Source organism: Pseudaestuariivita atlantica, assembly GCF_001205715.1.
In the GTDB taxonomy this organism is placed as follows: domain Bacteria; phylum Pseudomonadota; class Alphaproteobacteria; order Rhodobacterales; family Rhodobacteraceae; genus Pseudaestuariivita; species Pseudaestuariivita atlantica.
The window spans coordinates 215,822-238,775 of the sequence record NZ_AQQZ01000002.1 but is presented as its reverse complement, the minus strand read 5'-3'; the positions used below and the strand labels follow the sequence as shown (position 1 = coordinate 238,775).

General features: G+C 66.7%; 22 protein-coding genes. 17 read left to right on the top strand and 5 right to left on the bottom strand.

Annotated elements, in window-relative coordinates; genetic code table 11:
- On the bottom strand, positions 1-1,764 hold the full coding sequence (ilvD, locus tag ATO11_RS04630) for a dihydroxy-acid dehydratase (RefSeq protein WP_050529667.1): 1,764 nt from the start codon (positions 1,762-1,764) through the stop codon (positions 1-3).
- Positions 1,765-1,865: 101 nt separating this feature from the next.
- Here ilvD and ATO11_RS04625 point away from each other — a divergent pair, with 101 nt between their 5' ends.
- The 6 genes from ATO11_RS04625 to ATO11_RS22295 all read left to right on the top strand — a co-directional run bounded on the left by ATO11_RS04625 (position 1,866) and on the right by ATO11_RS22295 (position 7,558).
- Entirely contained in the window at positions 1,866-2,753 is an 888-nt protein-coding gene (locus ATO11_RS04625) for a CPBP family intramembrane glutamic endopeptidase (RefSeq protein ID WP_050529666.1), read from the top strand.
- 97 nt (positions 2,754-2,850) lie between these two features.
- Positions 2,851-3,780, top strand: a complete 930-nt coding sequence (gene accD, locus ATO11_RS04620) for an acetyl-CoA carboxylase, carboxyltransferase subunit beta (protein WP_050529665.1) — start codon at positions 2,851-2,853, stop codon at positions 3,778-3,780.
- A gap of 39 nt (positions 3,781-3,819) precedes the next feature.
- Complete coding sequence (locus tag ATO11_RS04615) at positions 3,820-5,091, top strand: bifunctional folylpolyglutamate synthase/dihydrofolate synthase (RefSeq protein ID WP_050529664.1); 1,272 nt, start codon at positions 3,820-3,822, stop codon at positions 5,089-5,091.
- Positions 5,092-5,333: 242 nt separating this feature from the next.
- Complete coding sequence (locus ATO11_RS04610; protein WP_050529663.1) at positions 5,334-5,942, top strand: rhodanese-like domain-containing protein; 609 nt, start codon at positions 5,334-5,336, stop codon at positions 5,940-5,942.
- Entirely contained in the window at positions 5,939-6,685 is a 747-nt protein-coding gene (locus ATO11_RS22070; protein WP_050529662.1) for a LysM peptidoglycan-binding domain-containing protein, read from the top strand. Before ATO11_RS04610 ends, ATO11_RS22070 begins: the two co-directional genes overlap by 4 nt.
- Before the next feature lie 33 nt (positions 6,686-6,718).
- The gene (locus tag ATO11_RS22295) at positions 6,719-7,558 is read left to right on the top strand and encodes a LysM peptidoglycan-binding domain-containing protein (protein WP_207382940.1); all 840 of its coding nucleotides are present in this window, start codon (positions 6,719-6,721) and stop codon (positions 7,556-7,558) included.
- 102 nt (positions 7,559-7,660) lie between these two features.
- Here ATO11_RS22295 and zapE read toward each other — a convergent pair whose 3' ends face one another.
- Complete coding sequence (zapE, locus tag ATO11_RS04595; protein WP_050529660.1) at positions 7,661-8,716, bottom strand: cell division protein ZapE; 1,056 nt, start codon at positions 8,714-8,716, stop codon at positions 7,661-7,663.
- 184 nt (positions 8,717-8,900) lie between these two features.
- On the opposite strand from zapE, the gene ATO11_RS04590 reads away from it, so the two are divergent.
- The 10 genes from ATO11_RS04590 (at position 8,901) to ATO11_RS04545 (ending at position 19,263) form a co-directional block, all read left to right on the top strand.
- Positions 8,901-10,139, top strand: coding sequence for an MFS transporter (locus tag ATO11_RS04590; RefSeq protein ID WP_050529659.1), 1,239 nt, complete (start codon positions 8,901-8,903; stop codon positions 10,137-10,139).
- 111 nt (positions 10,140-10,250) lie between these two features.
- The gene (locus ATO11_RS04585; RefSeq protein ID WP_050529658.1) at positions 10,251-10,910 is read left to right on the top strand and encodes an ABC transporter ATP-binding protein; all 660 of its coding nucleotides are present in this window, start codon (positions 10,251-10,253) and stop codon (positions 10,908-10,910) included.
- Positions 10,888-12,564 (top strand): KpsE/RkpR family capsule polysaccharide export protein, encoded by a 1,677-nt coding sequence (locus ATO11_RS04580; RefSeq protein ID WP_050529657.1) that lies wholly within the window; start codon positions 10,888-10,890, stop codon positions 12,562-12,564. Before ATO11_RS04585 ends, ATO11_RS04580 begins: the two co-directional genes overlap by 23 nt.
- 175 nt (positions 12,565-12,739) lie before the next feature.
- The gene (locus tag ATO11_RS04575; RefSeq protein ID WP_050529656.1) at positions 12,740-14,224 is read left to right on the top strand and encodes a phosphomannomutase/phosphoglucomutase; all 1,485 of its coding nucleotides are present in this window, start codon (positions 12,740-12,742) and stop codon (positions 14,222-14,224) included.
- A gap of 103 nt (positions 14,225-14,327) precedes the next feature.
- Positions 14,328-15,245, top strand: a complete 918-nt coding sequence (locus ATO11_RS04570; protein ID WP_050529655.1) for a manganese-dependent inorganic pyrophosphatase — start codon at positions 14,328-14,330, stop codon at positions 15,243-15,245.
- 143 nt (positions 15,246-15,388) lie between these two features.
- Positions 15,389-16,261, top strand: a complete 873-nt coding sequence (locus ATO11_RS04565) for a TIGR01459 family HAD-type hydrolase (RefSeq protein WP_050530032.1) — start codon at positions 15,389-15,391, stop codon at positions 16,259-16,261.
- A gap of 92 nt (positions 16,262-16,353) precedes the next feature.
- On the top strand, positions 16,354-16,797 hold the full coding sequence (locus ATO11_RS04560) for a MaoC family dehydratase (protein WP_050530031.1): 444 nt from the start codon (positions 16,354-16,356) through the stop codon (positions 16,795-16,797).
- Positions 16,798-16,835: 38 nt separating this feature from the next.
- Positions 16,836-17,762 (top strand): bifunctional riboflavin kinase/FAD synthetase, encoded by a 927-nt coding sequence (locus ATO11_RS04555; RefSeq protein WP_050529654.1) that lies wholly within the window; start codon positions 16,836-16,838, stop codon positions 17,760-17,762.
- Positions 17,759-18,226, top strand: coding sequence for a YcgN family cysteine cluster protein (locus ATO11_RS04550; RefSeq protein ID WP_050529653.1), 468 nt, complete (start codon positions 17,759-17,761; stop codon positions 18,224-18,226). The genes ATO11_RS04555 and ATO11_RS04550 overlap by 4 nt, the downstream gene beginning before the upstream one ends.
- On the top strand, positions 18,226-19,263 hold the full coding sequence (locus ATO11_RS04545) for a threonine aldolase family protein (protein WP_050529652.1): 1,038 nt from the start codon (positions 18,226-18,228) through the stop codon (positions 19,261-19,263). The genes ATO11_RS04550 and ATO11_RS04545 overlap by 1 nt, the downstream gene beginning before the upstream one ends.
- 7 nt (positions 19,264-19,270) lie before the next feature.
- On the opposite strand, the gene ATO11_RS04540 is transcribed toward ATO11_RS04545, so the two are convergent.
- The 3 genes from ATO11_RS04540 to ATO11_RS04530 are packed head-to-tail and all read right to left on the bottom strand — an operon-like array spanning position 19,271 to position 21,928.
- On the bottom strand, positions 19,271-20,641 hold the full coding sequence (locus ATO11_RS04540) for a glutamate--cysteine ligase (RefSeq protein ID WP_050529651.1): 1,371 nt from the start codon (positions 20,639-20,641) through the stop codon (positions 19,271-19,273).
- Positions 20,642-20,696: 55 nt separating this feature from the next.
- The gene (locus ATO11_RS04535) at positions 20,697-21,209 is read right to left on the bottom strand and encodes a hypothetical protein (protein ID WP_050529650.1); all 513 of its coding nucleotides are present in this window, start codon (positions 21,207-21,209) and stop codon (positions 20,697-20,699) included.
- Complete coding sequence (locus ATO11_RS04530; protein ID WP_050529649.1) at positions 21,206-21,928, bottom strand: 16S rRNA (uracil(1498)-N(3))-methyltransferase; 723 nt, start codon at positions 21,926-21,928, stop codon at positions 21,206-21,208. The genes ATO11_RS04535 and ATO11_RS04530 overlap by 4 nt, the downstream gene beginning before the upstream one ends.
- A 12-nt stretch (positions 21,929-21,940) precedes the next feature.
- Here ATO11_RS04530 and ubiA point away from each other — a divergent pair, with 12 nt between their 5' ends.
- Entirely contained in the window at positions 21,941-22,906 is a 966-nt protein-coding gene (gene ubiA, locus ATO11_RS04525; RefSeq protein ID WP_050529648.1) for a 4-hydroxybenzoate octaprenyltransferase, read from the top strand.
- The last annotated feature ends 48 nt before the right edge of the window (positions 22,907-22,954 follow it).

Here is a 22,954-nt window from a genome sequence, read left to right as displayed (position 1 = left end):
TCACAGGTCCATGTACGAGTGCTTCTCAGCCGCGCCGCCGGGATGGGTCACCGCCCCGCGATAGGTCGCACCCACCGCCTGCGCGTATTTCCACAGCGCGCCGCTGGCATAGATCGTCTCGCGCGGGCCGGCCCATGCCGCCTTGCGCGCCGCCATCTCGTCATCGTCCAGCGCGACGCTGATCGACCCCTCGATGGCGTTGATCGTGATCATATCGCCATCCTTCAACAGCGCAATGGGCCCGCCATGCGCGGCCTCGGGGCCGACATGGCCCACGCAGAAGCCCCGCGTCGCGCCCGAGAACCGTCCATCGGTGATCAGCGCCACCTTCTTGCCCATGCCCTGACCCGACAGCGCCGCCGTAGTCGCCAGCATCTCGCGCATGCCCGGCCCGCCGGACGGGCCCTCGTTGCGGATGACGAACACGTCGCCTTCCTCGTAGGCGCGCGACTGCACGGCGTCGAAAGCGTCCTGCTCGCATTCGAAGATGCGCGCGGGGCCGGTGAATATCTGATGCTGCGGCTCGATCCCCGCGACCTTCACGATCGCGCCTTCGGGGGCAAGGTTGCCCTTCAGGCCGACAACGCCACCGGTCTTGGTGATCGGCGTCTCGACCGGGTGGATCACCTGCCCGTCCGCTTCGCGCGTGTTGCGGTCCAGCTCCTCGCCCACGGTCAGGCCGCTGGCGGTCATGCAATCCTCGTGGATCAGGCCCGCCTTGCGCAGCTCCTTCATGACGACCGGCACGCCGCCCGCCTCGTAAAGGTCCTTGGCGACGTACTGACCGCCGGGCTTGAGGTCGACGAAATAGGGCGTGTCGCGGAAGATCTCGCACACGTCGTCAAGGAAGAACTCGATCCCCGCCTCGTGCGCCATCGCCGGCAGGTGCAGGCCCGCATTGGTCGACCCGCCGGTGCAGGCGACGACCCGCGCCGCGTTCTCGAACGCTTCGCGCGTGCAGATGTCGCGGGCGCGGATGTTCTTCTCCAGAAGGTCCATCACCGCACGGCCCGACGCCTCGGCATACTGGTCGCGGCTCTCGTAGGGCGCGGGCGCGCCCGACGAGTTGAACAACGCCAGACCGATCGCTTCGGACACGCAGGCCATCGTGTTCGCGGTGAACTGGCCGCCACAGGCCCCCGCCGACGGGCAGGCAACCCGTTCCAGCACATCAAGCGCCGCATCCGACATCTGGTCGTTCTGGTGACGGCCCACCGCCTCGAACATGTCCTGCACGGTCAGGTCGCGGTTGGCGAAATCCTCGGGCACGTCGGCGCCCACGGGTGCCTTGCCCGGCAGGATCGACCCGCCATACAGGAACACCGACGGCACGTTCAGCCGGATCATCGCCATCATCATGCCCGGCAGGCTCTTGTCGCAGCCGGCAAGGCCGACCAGCGCGTCATAGCAATGACCGCGCATCGTCAACTCGACCGTGTCGGCAATCGCCTCCCGGCTGGCCAGCGACGAGCGCATGCCCTCGTGCCCCATGGCGATCCCGTCGGTCACGGTGATGGTGGTGAACTCGCGCGGCGTGCCGCTGCCCGCCTTCACGCCCATCTTGGCCGACTGCGCCTGGCGGTTCAGCGCGATGTTGCACGGCGCCGCCTCGTTCCAGCAGGTGGCCACGCCGACCAGCGGCTGGTGGATTTCCTCCTCCGTCATCCCCATCGCGTAATAGTACGAGCGATGCGGAGCGCGGGCCGGGCCCTCGGTTACGTGACGCGACGGCAACTTGGACTTATCGAACGGACGTTTCAGCATTGATCTTTCCCCGCGAACAATCGTTGCGTTTCGGGATAAAGAAGCCACGTCTGGGGAACAAGGCCGATTGCGACGCTCGAGGCCGTCGCGTAAGCACAATCATGGACTACCGCCTGCATCACCTGCTGACAGACCCCGCGCGCCCCACCGCGCAACTGTGGCGGCTTGTCGCCGGCGCGGCGCTGATCGTGCTGATGTACGTCGTCCTCGGCATGGTGATGATGTCCGCCCTGTCGCAGGTCGTGGGCGAACTCGGCTACGCCGTTCTCACCGACGAGATGAACACCGGCGCCACCCCCCGCGGCATGCTGGCGCAACTCTTCGGCATCGGGCTTCTGACGATCCCGGTCCTGCTGGTGACGATGTCGCTGCACCAGCGCGCGCCGCTGGGCCTCTTCGGGCCGCTGCCGCTGGCCACCGCCCATTTCGTCCGGGTGACCATCGCGGCCTTCGCCGCCTCGCTGCTGATCTGGGTGCTGCCGCCCTCGGAATACCTCGTCGACCCGGTCCGCGCGATGGCGATGCGCCCGTGGCTTGCGCTCCTGCCGCTGTCGCTCGCCGCCGTGCTGGTGCAGGTCATGGCCGAGGAACTGGTCTTCCGCGGTTACCTCCAGCAACAACTGGCCGCGCGGTTCGATCACTGGGTGATCTGGATGGGCGTGCCCTCGGCGCTGTTCGCCATGCTGCACTACGCGCCCGAGTTTGGCCCCAACGCGTGGCTGGTCGTGGCGTGGGCCTTCGCCTTCGGATGTGCCGCCGCCGACCTGACGGCGCGGTCGGGCACGCTGGGCGCCGCCATCGGCCTGCACTTCGCCAACAACACCATCGCGCTCCTGATCGTCGCCTTGCGCGGCAATTTCGACGCGCTGGCGCTCTGGCACCTGCCGGTTGCGCTGTCGGACGCCGCCGCGATGCGCCCGATGATCCTGATCGATTTCGTCGTCCTCATCTGCCTCTGGATCGCCGCCCGCGTCGCCCTGCGGCGGTAACCGGTCGGCCCGCCCGCACCCCGCCCCTTCGCCATGCGGCAATTGCATCCACCGCCCGCGCCCATTAAGTGAGCGGCACCCAAGCACGGAACGCGCCATGAACTGGATCTCGAACTACGTCCGGCCCCGCATCAACTCCATCTTCTCGCGCCGCGAGGTGCCCGAGAACCTGTGGACCAAGTGCGACGAGTGCGGAACGATGCTGTTCCACCGCGAACTCAGCGACAATCTCAACGTCTGCACCTCCTGCGACCACCACATGCCGATCTCGCCCCGCGCGCGGTTCGCCACGCTGTTCGACGGCGGCACCTTCGCCACCGTGGACGTGCCCGAACCGGTCGAGGACCCGCTGAAATTCCGCGACCAGAAACGCTACCCCGACCGGATGAAAACCGCCCAGCGCGCCACCGGCGAGAAAGAGGCGATGCTGGTCGCCACCGGCGAAATCGGCCGCACGCCCATCGTCGCCGCCTGCCAGGACTTCTCGTTCATGGCGGGATCCATGGGCATGTATGTCGGCAACGCCATCATCGCCGCGGCCGAGAAGGCGGTTGAACTGAACCGCCCGCTGATCCTCTTCTCCGCCGCCGGCGGCGCGCGGATGCAGGAGGGCATCCTGTCGCTGATGCAGATGCCGCGCACGACCGTCGCGGTGCAGATGCTGAAAGAGGCCGGCCTGCCCTACATCGTCGTGCTGACCCACCCGACCACGGGTGGCGTCACCGCGTCCTACGCGATGCTGGGCGACGTGCACATCGCCGAACCGAACGCGCTGATCTGCTTTGCCGGGCCGCGCGTGATCGAACAGACCATCCGCGAAAAGCTGCCCGAAGGGTTCCAGCGCGCCGAATACCTGCTCGACCACGGGATGCTCGACCGGGTGACGCCGCGCACCGAACTGCGTGACGAGCTGATCACGATCACCCGGATGCTCCTCGGCCTGCCGCCCGCGATCATGGGCGACCTGCCCGCGCCGGACGCCACCGACGACGCGGCACCCTCCGACGACACCGCGCCCGCCGCCTGAGCCGAGGCGGGCATGCACAAGCCCGACGAGGCGCCACCCATGACGCACTCCTCCGACGTCATCCTCGACCGGATGATGGCGCTGCACCCCAAGATCATCGACCTGACGCTCGACCGGATGTGGCGGCTGCTGGAGCGCCTCGGCAACCCCGAACGCGACCTGCCGCCGGTGATCCATGTCGCGGGCACCAACGGCAAGGGATCGACGCAGGCGATGATCCGCGCCGGGCTCGAAGCGGCGGGGCATCGCGTGCACGCCTATACCTCGCCCCACCTCGCCCGGTTCCACGAACGCATCCGGCTGGCGGGAGAACTGATCACCGAAGAACACCTGGCGCAGGTGCTGGATGAATGCGAGGCCGCGAACGGCGGCACGCCGATCACCTATTTCGAAATCACCACCTGCGCCGCGCTGCTTGCCATGGCGCGCACGCCCGCCGACTACACCCTGCTCGAAGTGGGCCTCGGCGGCAGGCTCGACGCGACCAACGTGGTGGACCGCCCTGCGCTGACGGTCATCACGCCCGTCTCCATCGACCACACCCAGTTCCTCGGCGACACCATCGCCCAGATCGCCGGCGAGAAGGCGGGCATCCTGAAACGCGGCGTGCCCTGCGTCGTGTCGCGCCAGCACGAGGACGCGCAGGCGGTGATCGAGGCGCGCGCGGCCCGCCTTGGCGCGCCCCTGCACGTGCAGGACGAACACTGGCACGTGGAAGAAGACCACGGGCGGCTCGCCTACCATGACGACACCGGCCTTCTCGACCTGCCCCGCCCCGCGCTGATCGGCGCGCACCAGGTCCAGAACGCGGGCGCGGCGATCACCGCGCTGCGGCTGCTCGGGCAGGGAGAAGAGGCCTGCGCGGGCGCGATGCGCAACGTGACATGGCCCGCGCGGATGCAACGCCTGACCCGCGGCCCGCTGATCGACGCCGCGCCGGGGGCCGAGATCTGGCTGGATGGCGGGCACAACCCCGCCTGCGCCGCGACGCTCGATGAAACGCTGTCGCGCCTGCCCGCGCGGCCGACCTTCGCGATCTGCGGCATGATGAACACCAAGGACGTGGCGGGCTACATGGCGCCGCTCGCCGGGCATCTCGCGCACCTGACGGCGGTGCCCATTCCGGGCGAGCCGAACACCCTGCCCGCCGCGGCCACCCGCGACTTCGCCGAGGGCGCGGGCATCCCCGCGGACACTGCCGAAGACGCCGCTTCGGCGCTTGCCGCCATCGTCGACCGCGCGCCGGACGCCCGCATCCTGATCTGCGGCTCGCTCTACCTGGCCGGTCGCATCCTGCGCGATCACGCCTGATCTCCGCCCATTGCAAATCGTCGAATGGCGCCATTTCGCGCCGGATTCCGCCCAATCGAATTGCCATTTCGGCGGAAAACGAATCGCTGATTCGGGGGGTTACGAAAAATCTTGCCAAGTGATTCGATTTTTCTTTGACGCGCGAATCACCTTGCCGCTATATCTGGTGCCACATCCAATGCGCACCGGGCCTGCCAGCCAATAACACATCATATGGTGCGCTGGATCTGGGGGTATTGGGCATGAAATACGCGGCATCGGGCGCGCTTTTGGCGATATGCGCCAGCTTCTCGGCTCAGGCAGACACGTTCGAAGTCACCTCGTTCCTCTTCAACGGCCAGCGCCTCACCATCCACCAGTCGACCCAGATCAGCGGCAGCAAGCTGCTGCAATTCGCCGCCCTGCCGCAAAGCTGCACGGGCGTCTGCGTGTCGCCGATGATCGCCACCCGCGGCGTCGCCACGGTGGGCGAACTGGAAGTGCTCGAATTCATGAAATTCTCGGTCGCGCCCGGCCTCGGCCTCGTGATCGACGCGCGCCCGCAGGACCAGCGGCGGCTCGGCTTCGTGCCGTCCTCGATCAACATTCCCGTCGCCGTGATGGAAGGCGCCACCGCCTACCGCACCCAGATCCTCGAAGCCCTCGGCGGGCAGCGGACGGGCACGGGGTGGGACTTCCGCAATGCCTACGAACTGGTGGTCTACGACACCGGCCCCGGCACCTCGGACGCGCCGCAGCTTCTGCGCGAACTGGTGAGCTTCGGCTACCCGGCGTCCAAGCTCTATTTCTACCGGGGCGGGATGCAGGCCTGGGCGGGCCTCGGCCTCAGCTATTCGGAGCCGCAATCATGACGACCCGCGCCCCCCTGACCATCGACAGCGTCCGCGCCACCAAGGGCCCCGGCATCACCGTGACCTCGGTGCGCCCCCTGCGCCTTGCGGTGACCGAGCCGGGATCGCGGATCGCCTCGGCGGCCACCACCACCACCGCCGCCGCCACCACCACCGCCGCCGCCACAGCCGTCGCACCCGCCACAGCCGTCGCACCCGCGCAGCCCGTCGAACGCCCCATCGGCCTTGGCGCCGACCTCACGCACAAACCCGACATCCCGTCGAAAGGCCCCAACCTCGGCCTGCTCGTGGCGCTCGCCGGGATCGCCTTCGCCGCCGGTATGGTCGTGACCGTCGCCACGCAGCGCCCCGACCTCCTCGCCGTCTGGACGTCACCCGTGGCGTCCGAGACCTCTGTCACCCGCAACGCCACCGCGCTCCTCGACGCACCCGTGGCCGAGCCGACCGCGCCCGAGCCAATCTCCGGCTCCATCGCGCTCACCCCCGAACAGCAGCAAAGCATCGCCGCCGTGCTGGCCCTGGCCGAGGGGGAGGCCACCTCCCCCGCCCCGGCGCAGGTCGAACAGGTCGTCGCCAAGGACCGCTTCCACGTCATCGCGCCGGGAGAGACGCTCGCCGACATCGCCGCCCGCTACTACGGCGACGCCGCCGAAACCGCGCCGATCCTCGGGGCCAATGCCGACACGATCCGCAATCCCGACCGCCTGACCATCGGGCGCATCCTCACCATTCCGCCGCTCTGACACCGCCCGCGCGCCACGAAGGACGACACTTCCATGACCCGAGTATCCACCGCCTCCGCCGCCCTCGCCGTGACCGGCGTCGCGTTCTTCGTCGGCAGCCTCGTGACGCTGCAGATGATCTCGAACGCGCCGCAACAGGGCTATGCCCCGGTTGCAACGCAGGTGACCCGCGCCGCAAGCCCCGCGCTGCTTGCCCCTGCCACGCCAGAGCCGGTGCTGGCGGCGACGACCACCGTGACCGAACCGGCCCCCGCCGCCGCGCTTGCCACGCCCGGCGCGCTCGACATCACCAGCGCCCTGCGCGCGCCCGCGCCCTCTGCCGCGCAACCCGCCGCACCGGCGGCCACGGCGGAACTGGGGACCGACACGATCGAGCTGATCCAGCAGGCCGCGCAGGCCTACCGCGTGATCGGCCGGTCGGAAACGCTCGACGGCAATACCAAGCGCGTCGTGCTGGTCGGCCTGCAGGGCGGCAAGGACGAACGCGGCCTGCAGGACATGCTGGGACACGCCGCCCGGTCCGGCCTGATCGCCGTACCCGAAGGCCTGTCCACCGCCGATGGCGGCGTCGACACCCGGTCGCTTCTGCTGAACATCGTGGAGAAGGCGGTGCAGGAAAACGATCTGCGCACCGCCCCGCAACGGCAGGTCGCCGCGCTCGACAGCACCACGCGCCCCGTCGCCGCCCCGACGCGGCAACTGGCCGAACCCGTCATCTACGTGGTCGAACCGGGCGACAGCCTCGCCTACATCTCGCTCCAGTTCTACGGGCGCACGTCCGACTACAACCGCATCTTCAACGCCAACCGCGACCAGCTGCGCAACCCTAACCGCATCAGCGTGGGCCAGCGCCTCGTGATCCCGGCGGGCTGATACAGGAGTTTTCCAAGGGTCCGAGCGGGCAAACCGCCAGAACCGTACAGAGCAGAACCAGCCGAGCAGCAAACTTTCAGGAGGCCTTCGGGCCTCCTTTTTTCATGCGCCCCAGCCGTCCGACATCATCTCGCGCAAGCGGGACGCCGTGCGCTCGAACTCGAATGCGCCGGTGCCTTCGAGATACAGCATCTCGGGTCGCCGCGCGGCGCTGGCGACCAGCCGCACGCGGGCCTCGTAGAGCGCGTCGATCAGTGTCACGAAGCGCCGCGCCTCGTTGAAATTCGACCGGCCAAGCTCGGGGATGTCCTCCAGCAGCAGCACGCGCACCGCCTCGGCCACGGCAAGATAATCGGCGGGGCCCAGCGCACTGCCACACAGGTCATAGAAGGTCACCCGCGCCACGCCGTTGTGAAAGGCGGGCAGCACGACCTCCCGCCCCTTCACGACCAGCGTCAGGGGCGAGGCCGGGGCACCATCCGTAAGGTCCTGCCAAACCGCGTCCACGGCCTCCCGCGCCTCCCGCCCCAAGGGCGTGAAATAGACGGTCGCACCGGCCAGCCGGTCCTGCCGGTAATCGGTGTCCGACGACAGGTGATGCACCACCATGCGCTCTTCCAGAAGCGCGATGAAGGGCAGGAACAGGTCGCGGTTCAGCCCGTCCTTGTAAAGATCGGCGGGCACCCGGTTCGACGTGGTCACCACCACCACGCCCTGATCGAACAGCTTCTGGAACAGGCGGCCCACGATCATCGCGTCGGCGATGTCGGTGATCTGCATCTCGTCGAAGGCCAGCACCCGCGCCTCGCCCGCGATCTTGTCCGCGACCGGCTGGATGGCGTCCTCGATCCCGCGCTCGCGGGCGGCGGCGATCCCGGCCTGCACCTCCTGCATGAAGGCGTGGAAATGGACGCGCCGTGCGGGCACGTCGAGCGTGTCGACGAACAGGTCCATCAGCATCGACTTGCCGCGCCCCACCCCGCCCCAGATGTAAAGGCCGGGGACCGGATCGGGCTTCTTGGCGAACCATCCGCGCCTGACCGGTTGCGCCACCGCCGCGCGGATGCGCTCCAGTTCGGGCAGCACCGCGCGCTGGACGGGATCGTCCTGCAAGGCGCCCTCGGCCACCTGCGCCTCGTATGTCTCCAACACGCTCATGCGGCAGGCTTAACCCGCGTGGCGCGGGTTGTGAATGAGGTCCGGCACAGGCCGCGCATCCGCGTGATTCCCGCCATCACGAACAATCATGAACCGGCCGCGCGCCGGGTGTTGCGCAGCACCGGGCAATCTGCTCAGTTCCGCGGACCGAAGTGAGCAAATTGTACGGAAATCAATACCACCGATGTCCCAACGCACGTCTTTGCTTACACCCGTCCTGATCGTCGGTTGCATCATCGTTCTGGTTAGTTTCGCGATCCGCGCGTCCTTTGGCGTGTTCCAGATCCCCATCGCGTCCGAATTCGGCTGGGTCCGGACCGAGTTCTCGCTCGCCATCGCCATCCAGAACCTCGCATGGGGGATCGGCCAGCCGATCTTCGGGGCCATCGCCGAAAAGGTCGGCGACAGAAAAGCCATTGTTCTCGGGGCGTTGGTCTATGCCGCGGGGCTCGTGGCCTCGTCGGTCTCCACCACGCCCGAGGCGCACCAGGCCTTCAACTGGCTGATCGGCTTCGGCATCGCGGGCACCGGGTTCGGCGTGATCCTGGCGGTCGTGGGACGTGCCGCGTCGGACGAAAACCGCTCCATGTCGCTGGCCATCGTGACCGCGTTCGGCTCTGGCGGGCAGATCGTCGGCCCACCGCTGGCGGAATGGCTGTTAACCTTTATCACGTGGCAACAGGTGTTTCTCGTGTTCACCGCGATGATCCTTGCCACGCTGCTGATGCTGCCGATGATGCGGGCGCCGGTGCGGGCTACCAAGGTGGAACTCGAAGAGTCGCTGGGCCGGATCCTTGTCAAGGCGTTCCGGGATCCGTCCTACTCGTTGATTTTCCTTGGCTTTTTCTCCTGCGGGTACCAGCTTTCCTTCGTCACGGCACACTTTCCGGCGCTGGTGACCGAGATGAGCGCGCCGATCGCGCCGGGCGGATGGCTCGACTCGATCGGCATCTCCACCGCCTCGGCGCTTGGCGCGGTCGCCATTTCGGTCATCGGGATCACCAATGTCGCGGGCACGCTTCTGGCCGGTTGGGCGGGCAAGCATTGGCCGAAAAAGTATTTGCTGGCAGGAGTTTATACGGGCCGGACACTGATCGCGGCGGTGTTCTTCATGTTTCCGATCACGCCGGTTTCGGTGATCGTGTTCTCGGCCGCGATGGGCTCGCTCTGGCTCGCAACCGTGCCGCTGACCTCGGGCCTTGTCGCGCATATCTACGGCCTGCGCTACATGGGCACGCTCTACGGCATCGTGTTCCTCAGCCACCAGCTGGGCAGCTTCCTCGGCGTGTGGCTGGGCGGGAAAATGTACGACATTACAGGGGATTATACGCTGGTCTGGTGGGTCGGCGTCGGCGTCAGCGCGTTCTCGGCCCTCGTGCACCTGCCCATCCGCGAGCGCCCCCTTGCCGCCACCGCCGCCTGACAGTTGCCAATTCCCCTTTCATTTCGACATAATGAAAACAAAATTGTCGCCTAGAGACGGCCTTAACAAACGCAAAGTAACGAGGCGGTCTGAGCAGGCCGGAGCATGTCGATGCTGGAATTCGACAACGTCAGCAAGTCCTTCTGGACCGGGACGCAGCGCAAGGTGATCCTTGACGGTGCCTCGTTCCGCGTGGACCTCGGCACGTCGCTCGGCATCCTTGCCCCCAACGGCACCGGCAAGACCACCCTGATCAAGATGATGGCCGGGCTGGAAAAACCCGACGAGGGCGAAATCCGCCGCGGCTGCAAGATCTCGTTCCCACTGGGCTTCATGGGCGGCGTCGTCGCCAAGCACACCGCGCGCGAGAACGCGCGCTACATCGCGCAGCTCTACGGACTCGACCCCGATTACGTCGAGGCGTTCTGCCGCTGGCTGTGCGAACTGAAAGAGTATTTCGATCAACCGCTTGGCACGTATTCGTCCGGGATGCGCGCGCGGTTCACCTTCTCGCTCATGCTGGCGCTCGACTTCGACATGTACCTGATCGACGAAGGCATGCCCTCGTCAACGGATGTCGATTTCAACCGCAAGGCGGGCGAGATCCTGCAAGAGCGACTGCGGACGACGACCATCGTGATCGTGTCCCACCAGCCCGACATCCTGCAGAAATTCGCGCGGCGCGCCGGCGTTCTGATGAACGGCAAGCTCCACATGTTCGACACCTTGGAAGAAGCGAAGCAATTGTATGACTACGAAACCCAAGGCTAAGAAATTCCGCATCCGCCGCCCCGAAGGCGGATCGACGCCCCCCGCCACCCCGGCGGCAACGCAACCCGACGTGGCGGATGCCGTTGCCGCGACGGTGGCCGAGAACGCGGGCACTCAGAAGAAAAGCGGCGTCACCTCGATGGCGGCGGCGCGCAAGACCACCGACAAACCGGCCACGGCCCGCGACGGACAGGTCGCCTCCGCCGCCGAGGCGGAGACCGACATCACGATCGAGTCGATCCGCAAGGAAGGCCTCACCGGACGCCAGCTGCGCATGGCCCGCCGGGTGGCACAGAAGCACGGGCTTGCAGCGACATCCGATTTCGACGCGGTGCGGCTGCTGCGCCTGAACGGGATCGACCCGTTCCAGAAATCGAACATGCTGGAACTGGTCGTGCCGGACCCCAACGCGCCCAAGCCCGCCGACAGCGGCAAGACGCAACTGCCGCAGACGATGCCTGTGGGGCAGGTCAAGCTGCCCTCGACCCAGACGGCCAGCCCGGCAGAGCGCCGGGCGCGCGAAATCTCGGAAATCCAGCGCAACATCGCCAAGCGCCGCCGCCGCAAGGTGATGCAGCTGTTCACCCGGCTCGCGATCTTCGTGGGCCTGCCGACGCTGATCGCGGGCTGGTATTTCTATGTCATCGCGACGCCGCTTTACGCGACCAAGTCGGAATTCCTGATCCTCAAGGCCGAAAGCGGCGGCGGGGCGATCGGCGGCCTGTTCTCGGGCACGCAATTCGCCACCAACCAGGACGCGATCGCGGTGCAAAGCTATTTGACGTCGAAGGACGCGATGCTGCGGCTGGACAAGGACGTGGGCTACAAGGCGCATTTCTCGCAGGACTGGATCGACCCGATCCAGCGGCTGAACGAGAACCCCTCGAACGAGGCCGCGCACAAGCTGTTCAAGCGGCACGTGCAGATCGGGTATGACCCGACCGAGGGCGTGATCAAGATGGAGGTCACCGCCGCCGATCCCGAAACCGCGGCCGAGTTCTCCCGCGCGCTGATTTCCTATGCCGAAGAGCGGGTCGACAACCTGTCGCGCCGCAAGCGCGAAAACCAGGTGGCCGACGCCCAGCGCGCGCTGGACGAAGCGACCGACAAGCGCCGCACGGCGCAGGAATCGCTGGTCGCGTTGCAGCAGGAAAACCAGATCGTCGACCCCGAGGGGCGCATAGCCTCGCTTAGGACGCAGATCGGCAACGTGGAGACGCAGATCCTCGACAAGGAGCTGGAGCTTGCGGCGCTCCTCGACAACGCGCGTCCGAACCGCGCCAAGGTCGAAGGCACGCAGGGCGACATCCGCCGCCTGAACGCCAAGCTGGCGGAACTGAACGCCGCGATGACCGAAGCGTCGAGCGGGGAGACGTCGCTGGCCGAGTTGAGCGCACGCATCCAGATGGCGCAGGCCGACCTCGCCACGCGCGACCTGATGCTGCAATCGGCGTTGGAGACGATGGAACAGACCCGCCGTGACGCGCTGAGCCAGGCGCGGTACCTCACGACCTCGGTCGTGCCGGTCGCGTCCGAAGACCCCACCTATCCGCGCAAGTTCGAGAACACGGTACTGGCTTTCCTGATCTTCTCGGGCATCTACCTGATGATGTCGCTGACGGCATCAATCCTGCGCGAACAGGTGTCGACCTGACCCATTGGCGGGGCCGCTCGTCGCTCTCGGCCGAGCGCGCCTCGCTCTCTCCGCCCTGCCCTAGCCTTTGGGATAGGGCGGCTCACCTTCTTCCCGGTTCACTGACCCTTGTGGCAAATTGCCCGGCAGGTGCCGCGTCTGGCATCACCGCCTCGTGTGAGAGGAGACCAACGACATGACCGCCCCCCTGCCCCAAGTCACGCCCAACTCATGGGCCTTCCTTCAGGATGCGATGATCGCGCCCACCGGCTTCCGCGAATACGACGCGCGCTGGCAGTACCCTGAACAGATCAACCTGCCCGGCATGACCGCGCTTGGCCTTGGGCTTGGAACGCAGATGCGCCGCAGGGGCATCCGCCCGGAAATCGCCGTGGGCAACGATTACCGCGACTATTCGCTGGCTATCAAACAGGCGCTGATCCTCGGCCTCGTGCAGGCCGGGATCGAAGTGAAGGATATCGGCCCGGCGCTGTCGCCGATGGCCTATTTCAGCCAGTTCCACCTGGACGTGCCAGCGGTAGCGATGGTCACGGCGTCGCACAATCCCAATGGCTGGACCGGGGTGAAGATGGGATTTGACCGCCCGCTGACCCACGGCCCGGACGAGATGGCGGAGTTGCGCGATATCGTGCTGCAGGGACAGGGCGAACCGGCCCCCGGCGGCGGCTGGACCCGCGTGGATGGCGTGCGCGAGGCGTATCTTGACGACCTCGCCGGCGATTTCAGGCTGTCGCGGCCGCTGAAGGTTGTCGTGGCCTGCGGCAACGGCACGGCATCGGCCTTTGCGCCCAAGTTGCTGGAACGGATCGGGGCCGAGGTTGTGCCGCTGCATTGCGAACTGGATTACACCTTCCCCAACTACAACCCGAACCCCGAAGCGATGGAGATGCTGCACGACATGGCCGCCGCCGTGAAGGCGAGCGGTGCGGATCTTGCGCTTGGCTTCGACGGGGATGGCGACCGGTGTGGCGTGGTGGATGACGAGGGCGAAGAGATCTTTGCCGACAAGGTCGGTGTCATCATGGCGCGCGACCTGGCCAAGCTGTATCCGGGCGCGACCTTTGTCGCGGACGTGAAATCGACGGGACTTTTCGCATCGGACCCCGAACTGAAGGCGCATGGGGCAAAGGCCGATTACTGGAAGACCGGCCACAGCCACATGAAGCGCCGCGTGAAGGAACTGGGCGCGCTGGCCGGATTCGAGAAGTCGGGCCACTACTTCCTGTCGGGCGAAGTGGGCCGTGGATACGATTGCGGCATGCGCGTCGCGGTGGAATTGTGCAAGCTGATGGACCGCAACCCGGACAAGTCGATGTCGGACCTGCGCCGCGCGCTGCCCACGACTTACGCCATGCCGACCCTGTCACCCTATGCCGCCGATACCGAGAAATACGACATCCTCGACCGCACGGTCGAACGCCTGAAATCCCGCACCGAACTGGGCGGTCGCAAGGTCGCCGACATCGTCACGGTGAACGGCGCGCGCGTGATCCTCGACAACGGGTCATGGGGGCTGGTGCGCGCTTCGTCCAACACGCCGAACCTCGTGGTGGTCTGCGAATCGAACGACAGCGAGGAAGAGTTGCGCGCGATCTTCGCCGACCTCGACGCGGTGATCCGCGAAGAGCCCGGCGTGGGCGATTACGACCAGACATTCTGACGCAGAACAGCGTTGCAGGACACGCATGGGGCCGCGGGGTGACAACCTTCGCGGCCCCGCCTATAAGGCCGCGACTTTGCTTCCCAGATCAGGACCCATTCCCATGACCACGCTCGTTTTCGGCCACAAATCTCCCGACACCGACTCGACCGGCTCGCCGATCATCTGGGCGTGGTACCTGCAAAGCCAGGGCATCGATGCGGCGCCGCGCCTGCTGGGAGAACCGAACACCGAAGCAGCCTTCGTGCTGGAACGCTGGAACCTCGACAAGCCCGAGATCATCGAAGACGTTGCCGCCGATACGCCGGTGGTGATCGTGGACACCAACAACCCCGCTGAACTGCCCGGCAGCATCAACGACGCCGACATCCGCGCGATCATCGACCACCACAAGCTGGTGGGCGGGCTGGAGACGAAAGGCCCGATCGACATCACCGTGCGCCCGCTGGCCTGCACCGCGACGATCATGGTCGACCTGATGGGCGACGCCGCTGCCGACATGCCCGAAGGCATCAAGGGCGCGGCGCTGAGCTGCATCCTGAGCGACACGCTGGAATTCCGCTCGCCCACCACCACCGATCACGACCGCGCGCTGGCCGAGAAACTGGCGGGCGACCTGGGCGTGTCGATCCCCGACTACGCGACCGAGATGTTCGCGGCGAAATCCGACGTGAGCGCCTTTTCGGATGCCGAATTGCTGCGGATGGATTCCAAGGAATATCCCGTCGGCGACACCAAGTTCCGCGTGTCGGTTTTGGAAACCACGTCGCCCGGCACTGTGCTGGCGCGCAAGGACAGCCTGATGGAGAGCATGAAGACCGTGGCCGCCGAAGACGGCGTCGACCAGGTCCTGCTGTTCGTCATCGACATCCTGAACGAGGAAGCCACACTGCTGGTGCCGAACGAGCTGGTGAAATCGGTCGCCAAGGCGTCGTTCGGCGCGGATGCGGCGGGTGACACGGTTGTCCTGCCCGGCGTAATGAGCCGCAAGAAGCAGATCATCCCGAACCTCGCGGTCTGATCCGCGGCGGGGTCGGCTGACGATCAGCCGACCTACAGGTCCGCGGTGATGTAGGTCGGCTGCTTGCCAGCCGACCCCCCTGAGCCCACACTTGCACCATGGCCGACGCGAAGGCCCAAACCCCGCAAAAGGGAGAGCCCGCCATGACCCAGATCATCTCGCACCTGTCCGAAATCGGCGACAGCTATGACGCGACCTTCGTCGATCTGTGGGGATGTCTGCACAATGGCGTCACCGCCTTTCCCGATGCCGTCGCCGCCCTGCAGGATTATCGCCGCAAGGGCGGGATCGTCGTGCTGCTGACCAACGCGCCGCGGCAGCGCAGCGAAGTCCGCAAGCAACTCAAGAAATTCAACGTGCCCGACGATTGCTGGGACACGATCACCACCTCCGGCGACAGCGCGCGGCTGGCGATGTTCACGGGTGCCGTGGGCAACAAGGTCTATTTCATCGGGCAACCGCACGACCAGCCGTTCTTCGACCCGCTGAAACTGGTCGAGGACCCGGTCGAGATCCGCCAAGTTCCGCTGGAAGAGGCCGAGGGCATCGTCTGCTGCGGCCCGTTCGACCCTTACGCCGATCCCGACGAGATGCGCGGGCCGCTCCTCTATGCCAAGCAGAAGGGGCTGAAGCTGCTTTGCGCCAACCCCGATATCGTGGTCGACCGGGGCGAACGGCGGGAATGGTGCGCCGGCAAGCTGGCGCAGATGTACGAGGAGATGGGCGGGCAGAGCCTGTATTTCGGCAAGCCGCATCCGCCGATCTACGACCTCGCGCGCCGCCGTCTGGGCGCAGTGAAACAGGGCATCCCCGACAGCCGCATCCTGTGCATCGGCGACGGCATCCTCACGGATGTGCGCGGCGCGATTGGCGAGGACCTCGACTGTCTGTTCATCACCGGCGGACTGGCGCGGGAAGAGACCGGGACGGATGAGCAGCCCGACCCGGAAAAGCTCGACGCGTTTCTCGCGGCAGAGCAGATGTCGCCGCGCTACGCGATCGGGATGCTGCGCTGATACTGCTTGATCTTTCTGCGACTGCGAAGTAATTATATTGCCGAAACCCGGCAGTTAAGTGAATCATCGTTTCGCGCAGGATGGACAATCAGATGCTTGACAACCAGCCACGCGGCACCATCGTCATCGAGGAACTGGAAATCGGCATGTCCCGCTACCTGCAGAAGGTGGTGACGGACCGCGATATCCAGATGTTCGCCGAGGTGTCGACAGACCACAACCCGGTGCACCTGGACGATGCCTATGCCAACGACACGATCTTCCAGGGCCGGATCGCGCACGGGATGCTGACGGCGGGCCTGATCTCTGCGGTGATCGGCGAGCAGCTTCCGGGCCACGGCACCGTCTACATGTCGCAATCGCTGAAATTCCTCGCCCCCGTGCGGCCCGGTGACCTTGTCCGTGCCGAGGTGACGGTGCTGGATATCGAACATTCCAAGCGCCGCGTGAAGCTGGATTGCGAGTGCACCATCGACGGCAAGAAAGTGCTGGTGGGCGAAGCCGTGGTGCTGGCCCCGTCCGGCAAGTTCGACTGATCCTTGCACCCCGCGCGCCCGGCGGCTAACCGGGACGCATGAAGACCCTGCGCGATTATCGATATGTCGCCCCCGAGGATCGCGGGGCCAGCGCCGCCATCGGCAATTTCGATGGCGTCCACCTTGGCCATCGCTCGGTGATCGACCTCGCACGCCGCGATGGCGTTCCCCTTGGCGTGATGACCTTCGAACCGCATCCACGCGAATTCTTCCAGCCCGACGCACCTCCCTTTCGCCTGATGAGCCCGACGGCGCGCGCCGCACGCCTCGCCAAGCTGGGCGTCGACGTGTTGTTCGAATTGCCGTTCAACAGCGCGCTTGCATCGCTCACGGCGCGTGAATTCGCGCAGGACGTGATCGCGGACGGGTTCGGCCTGTCGCACGTGGTCGTCGGGCAGGATTTCCGGTTCGGCAAGGGCCGGGAGGGCGATGCCGCGATGCTGGCCGATCTGGGCCACGAGATGGGGTTCGAGGTCACGCAGGCGCCGCTGCTGGAAATCGGGGGGCTGGAAGTGTCCTCCACCGCGATCCGCACCGCGCTGAGCGAGGGCCGCCCGCGCGACGCCGCGGCCCTTCTGGGGCACTGGCACCGGTTCGAGGGCCCGGTGATCGGCGGCGAACAGCGCGGGCGCGAACTGGGCTATCCCACCGCCAACATGTCGGTCGACGGGCTGCACCTGCCGAAGCTGGGCGTCTACGCGGTCGAGGTCGACGTGCGTGACGGCCCGCATGCCGGGTCATACACCGGCGCGGCGAGCCTTGGCGTGCGTCCGATGTTCGGGGAGAACCTGCCGAACCTTGAAACCTACCTGTTCGACTTCTCGGGCGATCTGTACGGCGCGACCCTGTCGGTCGCGCTGGTCGAGTTCCTGCGCCCCGAGTTGAAATTCGACGGGCTGGACGCGCTCATCACGCAGATGGACGCCGATTGCGCCCGCGCGCGCGAAATCCTGGCCGCGGCATGAGCGATCCCATCGACCGCGACGGCCTGCGCGACGGGTTCTGGCGCAAACCCATGCACAAGATGTCCCGCAAGGAGTGGGAGGCGTTGTGCGACGGCTGCGGCAAGTGCTGCCTGAACAAGCTGGAAGACGAGGATACGGGCGAGGTTGCGCTGACGCGGGTGGCCTGCCGGTTGCTGGACGACAGCACCTGCCTGTGCGCGCAGTACCCGATCCGCCACCAGTTCGTGCCGGATTGCATCGTTCTGACGCCGGGCAACATCGCCGACAACCTCTACTGGATGCCGCAGACCTGCACCTACCGCCTCGTCTACGAAGGCCGCGACCTGCCGCCATGGCATCCCCTGGTATCCGGGTCGCACGACACGGTGCACGAGGCGGGCGTCTCGGTGCGGGGGATCACGGTGTCGGAATTCGACACGCCCGAGGACGACTGGGAAGACCATATCATCGAGGAGCCCGTCTGATGTTCTTCGCCTCCGACAATGCGGGCCCGGCCCATCCCGAGGTCATGCAGGCGCTGATGGACGCGAATGCCGGATATGCCATGCCCTATGGCGCGGACGTCCAGATGGCCGAGGTCACCGCGCGCATCCGCGACATATTCGAAGCGCCCGAGGCGGCGGTGTTCCTTGTCGCGACCGGAACGGCGGCCAATGCGCTGGCGCTGGCGACGCTGTGCCAGCCGTACCAGACAGTGTTCTGCTCGCCTGTGGCGCATATCAATTGTGACGAATGCAACGCGCCCGAATTCTACACCGGCGGGGCAAAGCTGACGCTTGTGGGCGACAGCCACCGCATGACGCCCGAGGCGTTGCAGACAGCCATCGCCGGTTCGAGCCCCAGCGACGTACATGTCGCGCAGCGCGGCCCGGTCTCGATCACGCAGGTTACCGAGTGCGGCGGTGTCTACACGCTGGCCGAATTGCAGGCCCTGTGCCGCGTGGCGCATGACGCGGGCCTGCCGGTGCATCTGGACGGTGCGCGGTTCACCAACGCGCTGGTCGCACTGGGCTGCACCCCGGCCGAGATGTCGTGGCGCGCGGGCGTGAACGTGGTGTGTTTCGGCGGCACCAAGAACGGCTGTCCGGGGGTCGAGGCGGTGATCTTCTTCGATCCCGCCCATGCGCGGGAATTCGAGCTGCGCCGCAAGCGCGGCGCGCACCTGTTTTCCAAGCACCGCTATCTCAGCGCTCAGATGCTGGCCTACCTGACGGATGATCTGTGGCTGCGCTCGGCCCGGTCGGCCAATGCCAACGCCAAGCGGCTGGCGGACGGGCTGGCGCTGAAAGGCGCGCAGTTCGAACACGACCCGCAGGCCAACATGATCTTTGCCCGCCTGACCCGCGCGCAACATCAGGCGGCACATGCGGCGGGCGCGCGGTACTATCTCAATGACGGTCCTCTCGACACCGGCCACGCGGACACGCGCCTGTCGGCGCGGTTCGTCTGCGACTGGTCGATTCAGCCGCAACAGATCGACGCGTTTCTCGCCGCGATCTGACCCCGGATCAGTAGCTGTATTCGTCGTAGATCCGGCCCAGGTCCCCACCCCATTCGCCGTGATACCTCGCCAGCAACTCGTCCGCCGGGACTTGCCCGCTGTCGAGGCTCTCTTTCAGGGCGTTGAGGAAATGCGTCTCGTCCGGGATCATGCCGCCCGCGCCGGGACGCGCCCGCCGCGCAAGCCCGCCTTCCGACAGCGCCACGACCTCGCTCGCCAATGCGTGCATGTCGATATCCCCGACCTTGGCGGCAAGCCCGTCAACCGAGGCCGCGACCCGCAGCGCCTCGCGCGTCTCGGCATCCCAGCCTTTGACAAGGTCCCACGAGGCATCCAGCGCCGACTGATCGTACATCAGCCCGACCCAGAAGGCCGGCAGCGCACAAAGGCGCCGCCACGGCCCGCCATCGGCGCCGCGCATCTCGATGAACTTCTTGACGCGCGCCTCGGGGAACACCGTGGTCAGGTGATCCGCCCAGTCACTGAGCGTGGGCGTCTCACCCGGCAGGGCGGGCAGCTTGCCGTCGAGAAAATCGCGGAAGGACTGGCCCAGCGCGTCGATATATTCGCCGTCGCGGTAGACGAAATACATCGGCACATCGAGCGCGTATTCGGCCCATGCCTCGAACCCGAAGCCTTCGTCGAACACGAAGGGCAGCATGCCGGTGCGGTCGGCGTCAAGGTCGCGCCAGACGCGACTGCGCCACGACTTGTGGCCGTTTACCTTGCCCTCGAAGAACGGCGAATTGGCGAAAAGCGCCGTGGCCACGGGTTGCAGCGCCAGCGCCACGCGCATCTTCCGGACCATGTCCGCCTCGGTCGAGAAGTCGAGGTTGACCTGAACGGTGCAGGTCCGCCGCATCATCACGCGGCCCATCGTTCCGACCTTCTGCATGTAGGCATCCATCAGCGCGTAGCGCCCCTTGGGCATCAGCGGCATGTCCTCGTGCCGCCATTCCGGCGCGGCCCCCAGCCCGATGAACCCGGCACCGATTTCGTCCGCGATGTCCTTCACCTGCTGCAGGTGGTCGTTCACCTCGTCACAGGTCTGGTGGATGGTCTCAAGCGGAGCGCCCGACAATTCCAGCTGTCCCCCCGGTTCCAGCGAGATGTTGGCCCCGTCCTTGGTCAGCCCGATCAGCTTGCCCTTTTCGTCCACCGGCGCCCAGCCGTGGCGGTCGCGCAGACCTTCGAGGATGGCGCGGATCGACCGCGCCCCGTCGTACGGCAGGGGTTTGTGGGTATCCCGGCAATAGCCGAATTTCTCGTGCTCCGTCCCGATGCGCCAGTCTTCCTTGGGCTTGCACCCTGCTTCGAGGTAGCCGGCAAGCTGCTCGTGCCGCTCGATCGGGCCGCCGCCGGATTGGGGGATGGACATGGACGGTCTCCGTTTGCAGGTCAGGGCCGAGGGTTGGTCCGAAATTCCGGGCGTGTCAATGCAGCCTTGCGGGAGGTTCGTGCCAGATGACGACCGGATGGTCGGGCCGGGTCTCCAGCGCGCGCAGCATGTGGCCGGTTTTCAGGCCGGGCAGGACGGCGAAGGCATCGAACAGCGCCTCGGCCCCGTCGGCATCCAGCGGGATCGACAGGTCGTCCTCTCCCGCGGCCTGCAGCACCCATGACGGCGGGTGCGCCGTCGGGTCAAGGATTACGGCCCGCAGGCCGCGCAATCGCCGCACACCACCGGTGAGCGGCCCGAAATAGGCGATCTCTCCCTCGGCCACCTGCACCGTGCCCGGCCCGCCATCGCCCACGCGGAACCGCCCCCGCTGCACGCCAAGCCAGATCACCGCCAGCGCCAGCGGGGCAAGCGCCGCGCCGACGTAGGGCAATATGCCCCGGCCAAGGATCAGCCATCCCAGCGCCAGCGCCAGCAAGGCGACGCCTGCCAGCGCCTCGGCCCAGCGCGACAGGGCGGCGGCGGCTTCGGGCCGGATGAAACTCATCGCCAGTCCCCCACGCCGTGTTGCCACAATGTCAGCGCCGCGACCGCCGCCGTGTCGGCGCGCAGGATGCGCGGGCCGAGAGAGATCGTCGTGACATGGTCGAGCGCCTTCAGCCGCGCGCGTTCGCCGTCGGAAAACCCGCCCTCCGGCCCGATCAGCACCGCGCCGCAGGTTGCGAGGCCGCCCGTCAGGGCGGATGAGCCGCCCGCTTCCGCCTCGTCACAGAAGACGATCTGCCGGGACGGGTCCCAGTCCCGCAGCACCTCGTCAAGCCGCCTCAGCGGCGCGACCTCGGCCACGACCGTGTTGCCGCATTGCTCTGCCGCTTCCACGGCATGGGCCTGCAACCGGTCCTGCCGGATGCGTTCGGCATTGGTGAACTCGGTCTGCACCGGCAGGATCCGGCGCACGCCCATCTCTGCCGCCTTTTCGACGATGAAATCGGTACGCGCCTTCTTGATCGGCGCGAAAAGAAGCCAGAGGTCGGGCACCACGTCCTGCGTCTTGCTTTGCGCCACGCATCGCAAGCTCCCGCCGCGCTTGCCCGCCTCATCGACCACCGCGCGCCATTCCCCGTCGATCCCGTTGAACAGCGCCACCTCCACTCCGACCGATTGCCGCATCACGCCGAACAGGTAATGGGCATGGTCCCGTGACAGCTGAACGGATTGCTCCGCCCCCAGCGGCTGGTCTACAAAAAGGCGGATCTTCGGTCTCATGAGGCAAGACATATGACGCAGGGGCCGGGCATTCCAGAACCATCGGGCCAGGTCGCCGATGCGGTATCGGGCAATTGGGTCGATCGGTACGCGCCATCCGCGACCCGCCCCTACCTGCGCCTCAGCCGCGCGGACCGTCCAATCGGGACCTGGCTGCTACTGCTGCCCTGCTGGATGGGGCTGGCGCTGGCCATCTTCCACGACGGTTACCTGCGGTGGGAGGATGCGTGGATCGCGCTGGGCTGCGCCGCGGGCGCATGGCTGATGCGCGGCGCGGGATGCACGTGGAACGATATCACCGACCGCGATTTCGACGCGCAGGTGGCGCGCACCCGCTCGCGCCCCATCCCTTCGGGCCAGGTCACGCCCCGTGCCGCGTTGGCATGGCTGATGGCGCAGGCGCTTGTCGCCTTCGCCATCCTTCTGACGTTCAACACCGCCGCCATCGTGCTGGGCATCGTCGCGCTGGCCCCTGTCGCGATTTACCCCTTCGCCAAGCGCTTCACGTGGTGGCCGCAGGTCTTCCTTGGCATCGCCTTCAACTGGGGCGCCCTCCTGGCATGGACGGCGCATACCGGCAGCCTCGGCTGGCCCGCGGTCGTCCTGTATGCCGGCGGGATCGCGTGGACGCTATTCTACGACACAATCTATGCCCATCAGGACACCGAGGATGACGCGCTGATCGGCGTGAAATCGACCGCCCGTCTCTTCGGCGAAAACAGCCCCACATGGCTCGCGCGGTTTCTCGTGGCCACCGTCAGCCTCATTGGCCTCGCCGTCGTCCTCGCCGCACCCAGCGGAGAGCTTTTGTCACTGGTCATCGCCATTGGCGGACCATGGGCGATGGGCTGGCACATGACCTGGCAGATGCGACAGCTCGACATCGACAATCCGGACACCTGCCTGCGCCTCTTCCGCTCAAACCGCGATACCGGGCTCTTGGGCGTGCTGTTTTTTGCCGTGGCCGCGCTCCTGTGATTGATCGCGCGTCTCACCCGGCGTATCACGTGTCGGCAACTAGTACGG

Bases quoted from the DNA above. Each gene is read 5' to 3' on its own strand.
- ATO11_RS04580 (WP_050529657.1), top strand. From the start codon at position 10,888: ATGACTACGAAACCCAAGGCTAAGAAATTCCGCATCCGCCGCCCCGAA.
- ATO11_RS04535 (WP_050529650.1), bottom strand. From the start codon at position 21,209: ATGAGTTTCATCCGGCCCGAAGCCGCCGCCGCCCTGTCGCGCTGGGCC.
- ATO11_RS04570 (WP_050529655.1), top strand. From the start codon at position 14,328: ATGACCACGCTCGTTTTCGGCCACAAATCTCCCGACACCGACTCGACC.
- ATO11_RS22070 (WP_050529662.1), top strand. From the start codon at position 5,939: ATGACGACCCGCGCCCCCCTGACCATCGACAGCGTCCGCGCCACCAAG.
- ATO11_RS04610 (WP_050529663.1), top strand. From the start codon at position 5,334: ATGAAATACGCGGCATCGGGCGCGCTTTTGGCGATATGCGCCAGCTTC.
- ATO11_RS04545 (WP_050529652.1), top strand. From the start codon at position 18,226: ATGTTCTTCGCCTCCGACAATGCGGGCCCGGCCCATCCCGAGGTCATG.
- ATO11_RS04555 (WP_050529654.1), top strand. From the start codon at position 16,836: ATGAAGACCCTGCGCGATTATCGATATGTCGCCCCCGAGGATCGCGGG.
- ATO11_RS04585 (WP_050529658.1), top strand. From the start codon at position 10,251: ATGCTGGAATTCGACAACGTCAGCAAGTCCTTCTGGACCGGGACGCAG.
- ATO11_RS04560 (WP_050530031.1), top strand. From the start codon at position 16,354: ATGCTTGACAACCAGCCACGCGGCACCATCGTCATCGAGGAACTGGAA.
- ATO11_RS04540 (WP_050529651.1), bottom strand. From the start codon at position 20,641: ATGTCCATCCCCCAATCCGGCGGCGGCCCGATCGAGCGGCACGAGCAG.
- ubiA (WP_050529648.1), top strand. From the start codon at position 21,941: ATGACGCAGGGGCCGGGCATTCCAGAACCATCGGGCCAGGTCGCCGAT.
- ATO11_RS04590 (WP_050529659.1), top strand. From the start codon at position 8,901: ATGTCCCAACGCACGTCTTTGCTTACACCCGTCCTGATCGTCGGTTGC.
- ATO11_RS04575 (WP_050529656.1), top strand. From the start codon at position 12,740: ATGACCGCCCCCCTGCCCCAAGTCACGCCCAACTCATGGGCCTTCCTT.
- ATO11_RS04550 (WP_050529653.1), top strand. From the start codon at position 17,759: ATGAGCGATCCCATCGACCGCGACGGCCTGCGCGACGGGTTCTGGCGC.
- ilvD (WP_050529667.1), bottom strand. From the start codon at position 1,764: ATGCTGAAACGTCCGTTCGATAAGTCCAAGTTGCCGTCGCGTCACGTA.
- ATO11_RS04565 (WP_050530032.1), top strand. From the start codon at position 15,389: ATGACCCAGATCATCTCGCACCTGTCCGAAATCGGCGACAGCTATGAC.
- ATO11_RS22295 (WP_207382940.1), top strand. From the start codon at position 6,719: ATGACCCGAGTATCCACCGCCTCCGCCGCCCTCGCCGTGACCGGCGTC.
- accD (WP_050529665.1), top strand. From the start codon at position 2,851: ATGAACTGGATCTCGAACTACGTCCGGCCCCGCATCAACTCCATCTTC.
- ATO11_RS04615 (WP_050529664.1), top strand. From the start codon at position 3,820: ATGACGCACTCCTCCGACGTCATCCTCGACCGGATGATGGCGCTGCAC.
- ATO11_RS04625 (WP_050529666.1), top strand. From the start codon at position 1,866: ATGGACTACCGCCTGCATCACCTGCTGACAGACCCCGCGCGCCCCACC.
- zapE (WP_050529660.1), bottom strand. From the start codon at position 8,716: ATGAGCGTGTTGGAGACATACGAGGCGCAGGTGGCCGAGGGCGCCTTG.
- ATO11_RS04530 (WP_050529649.1), bottom strand. From the start codon at position 21,928: ATGAGACCGAAGATCCGCCTTTTTGTAGACCAGCCGCTGGGGGCGGAG.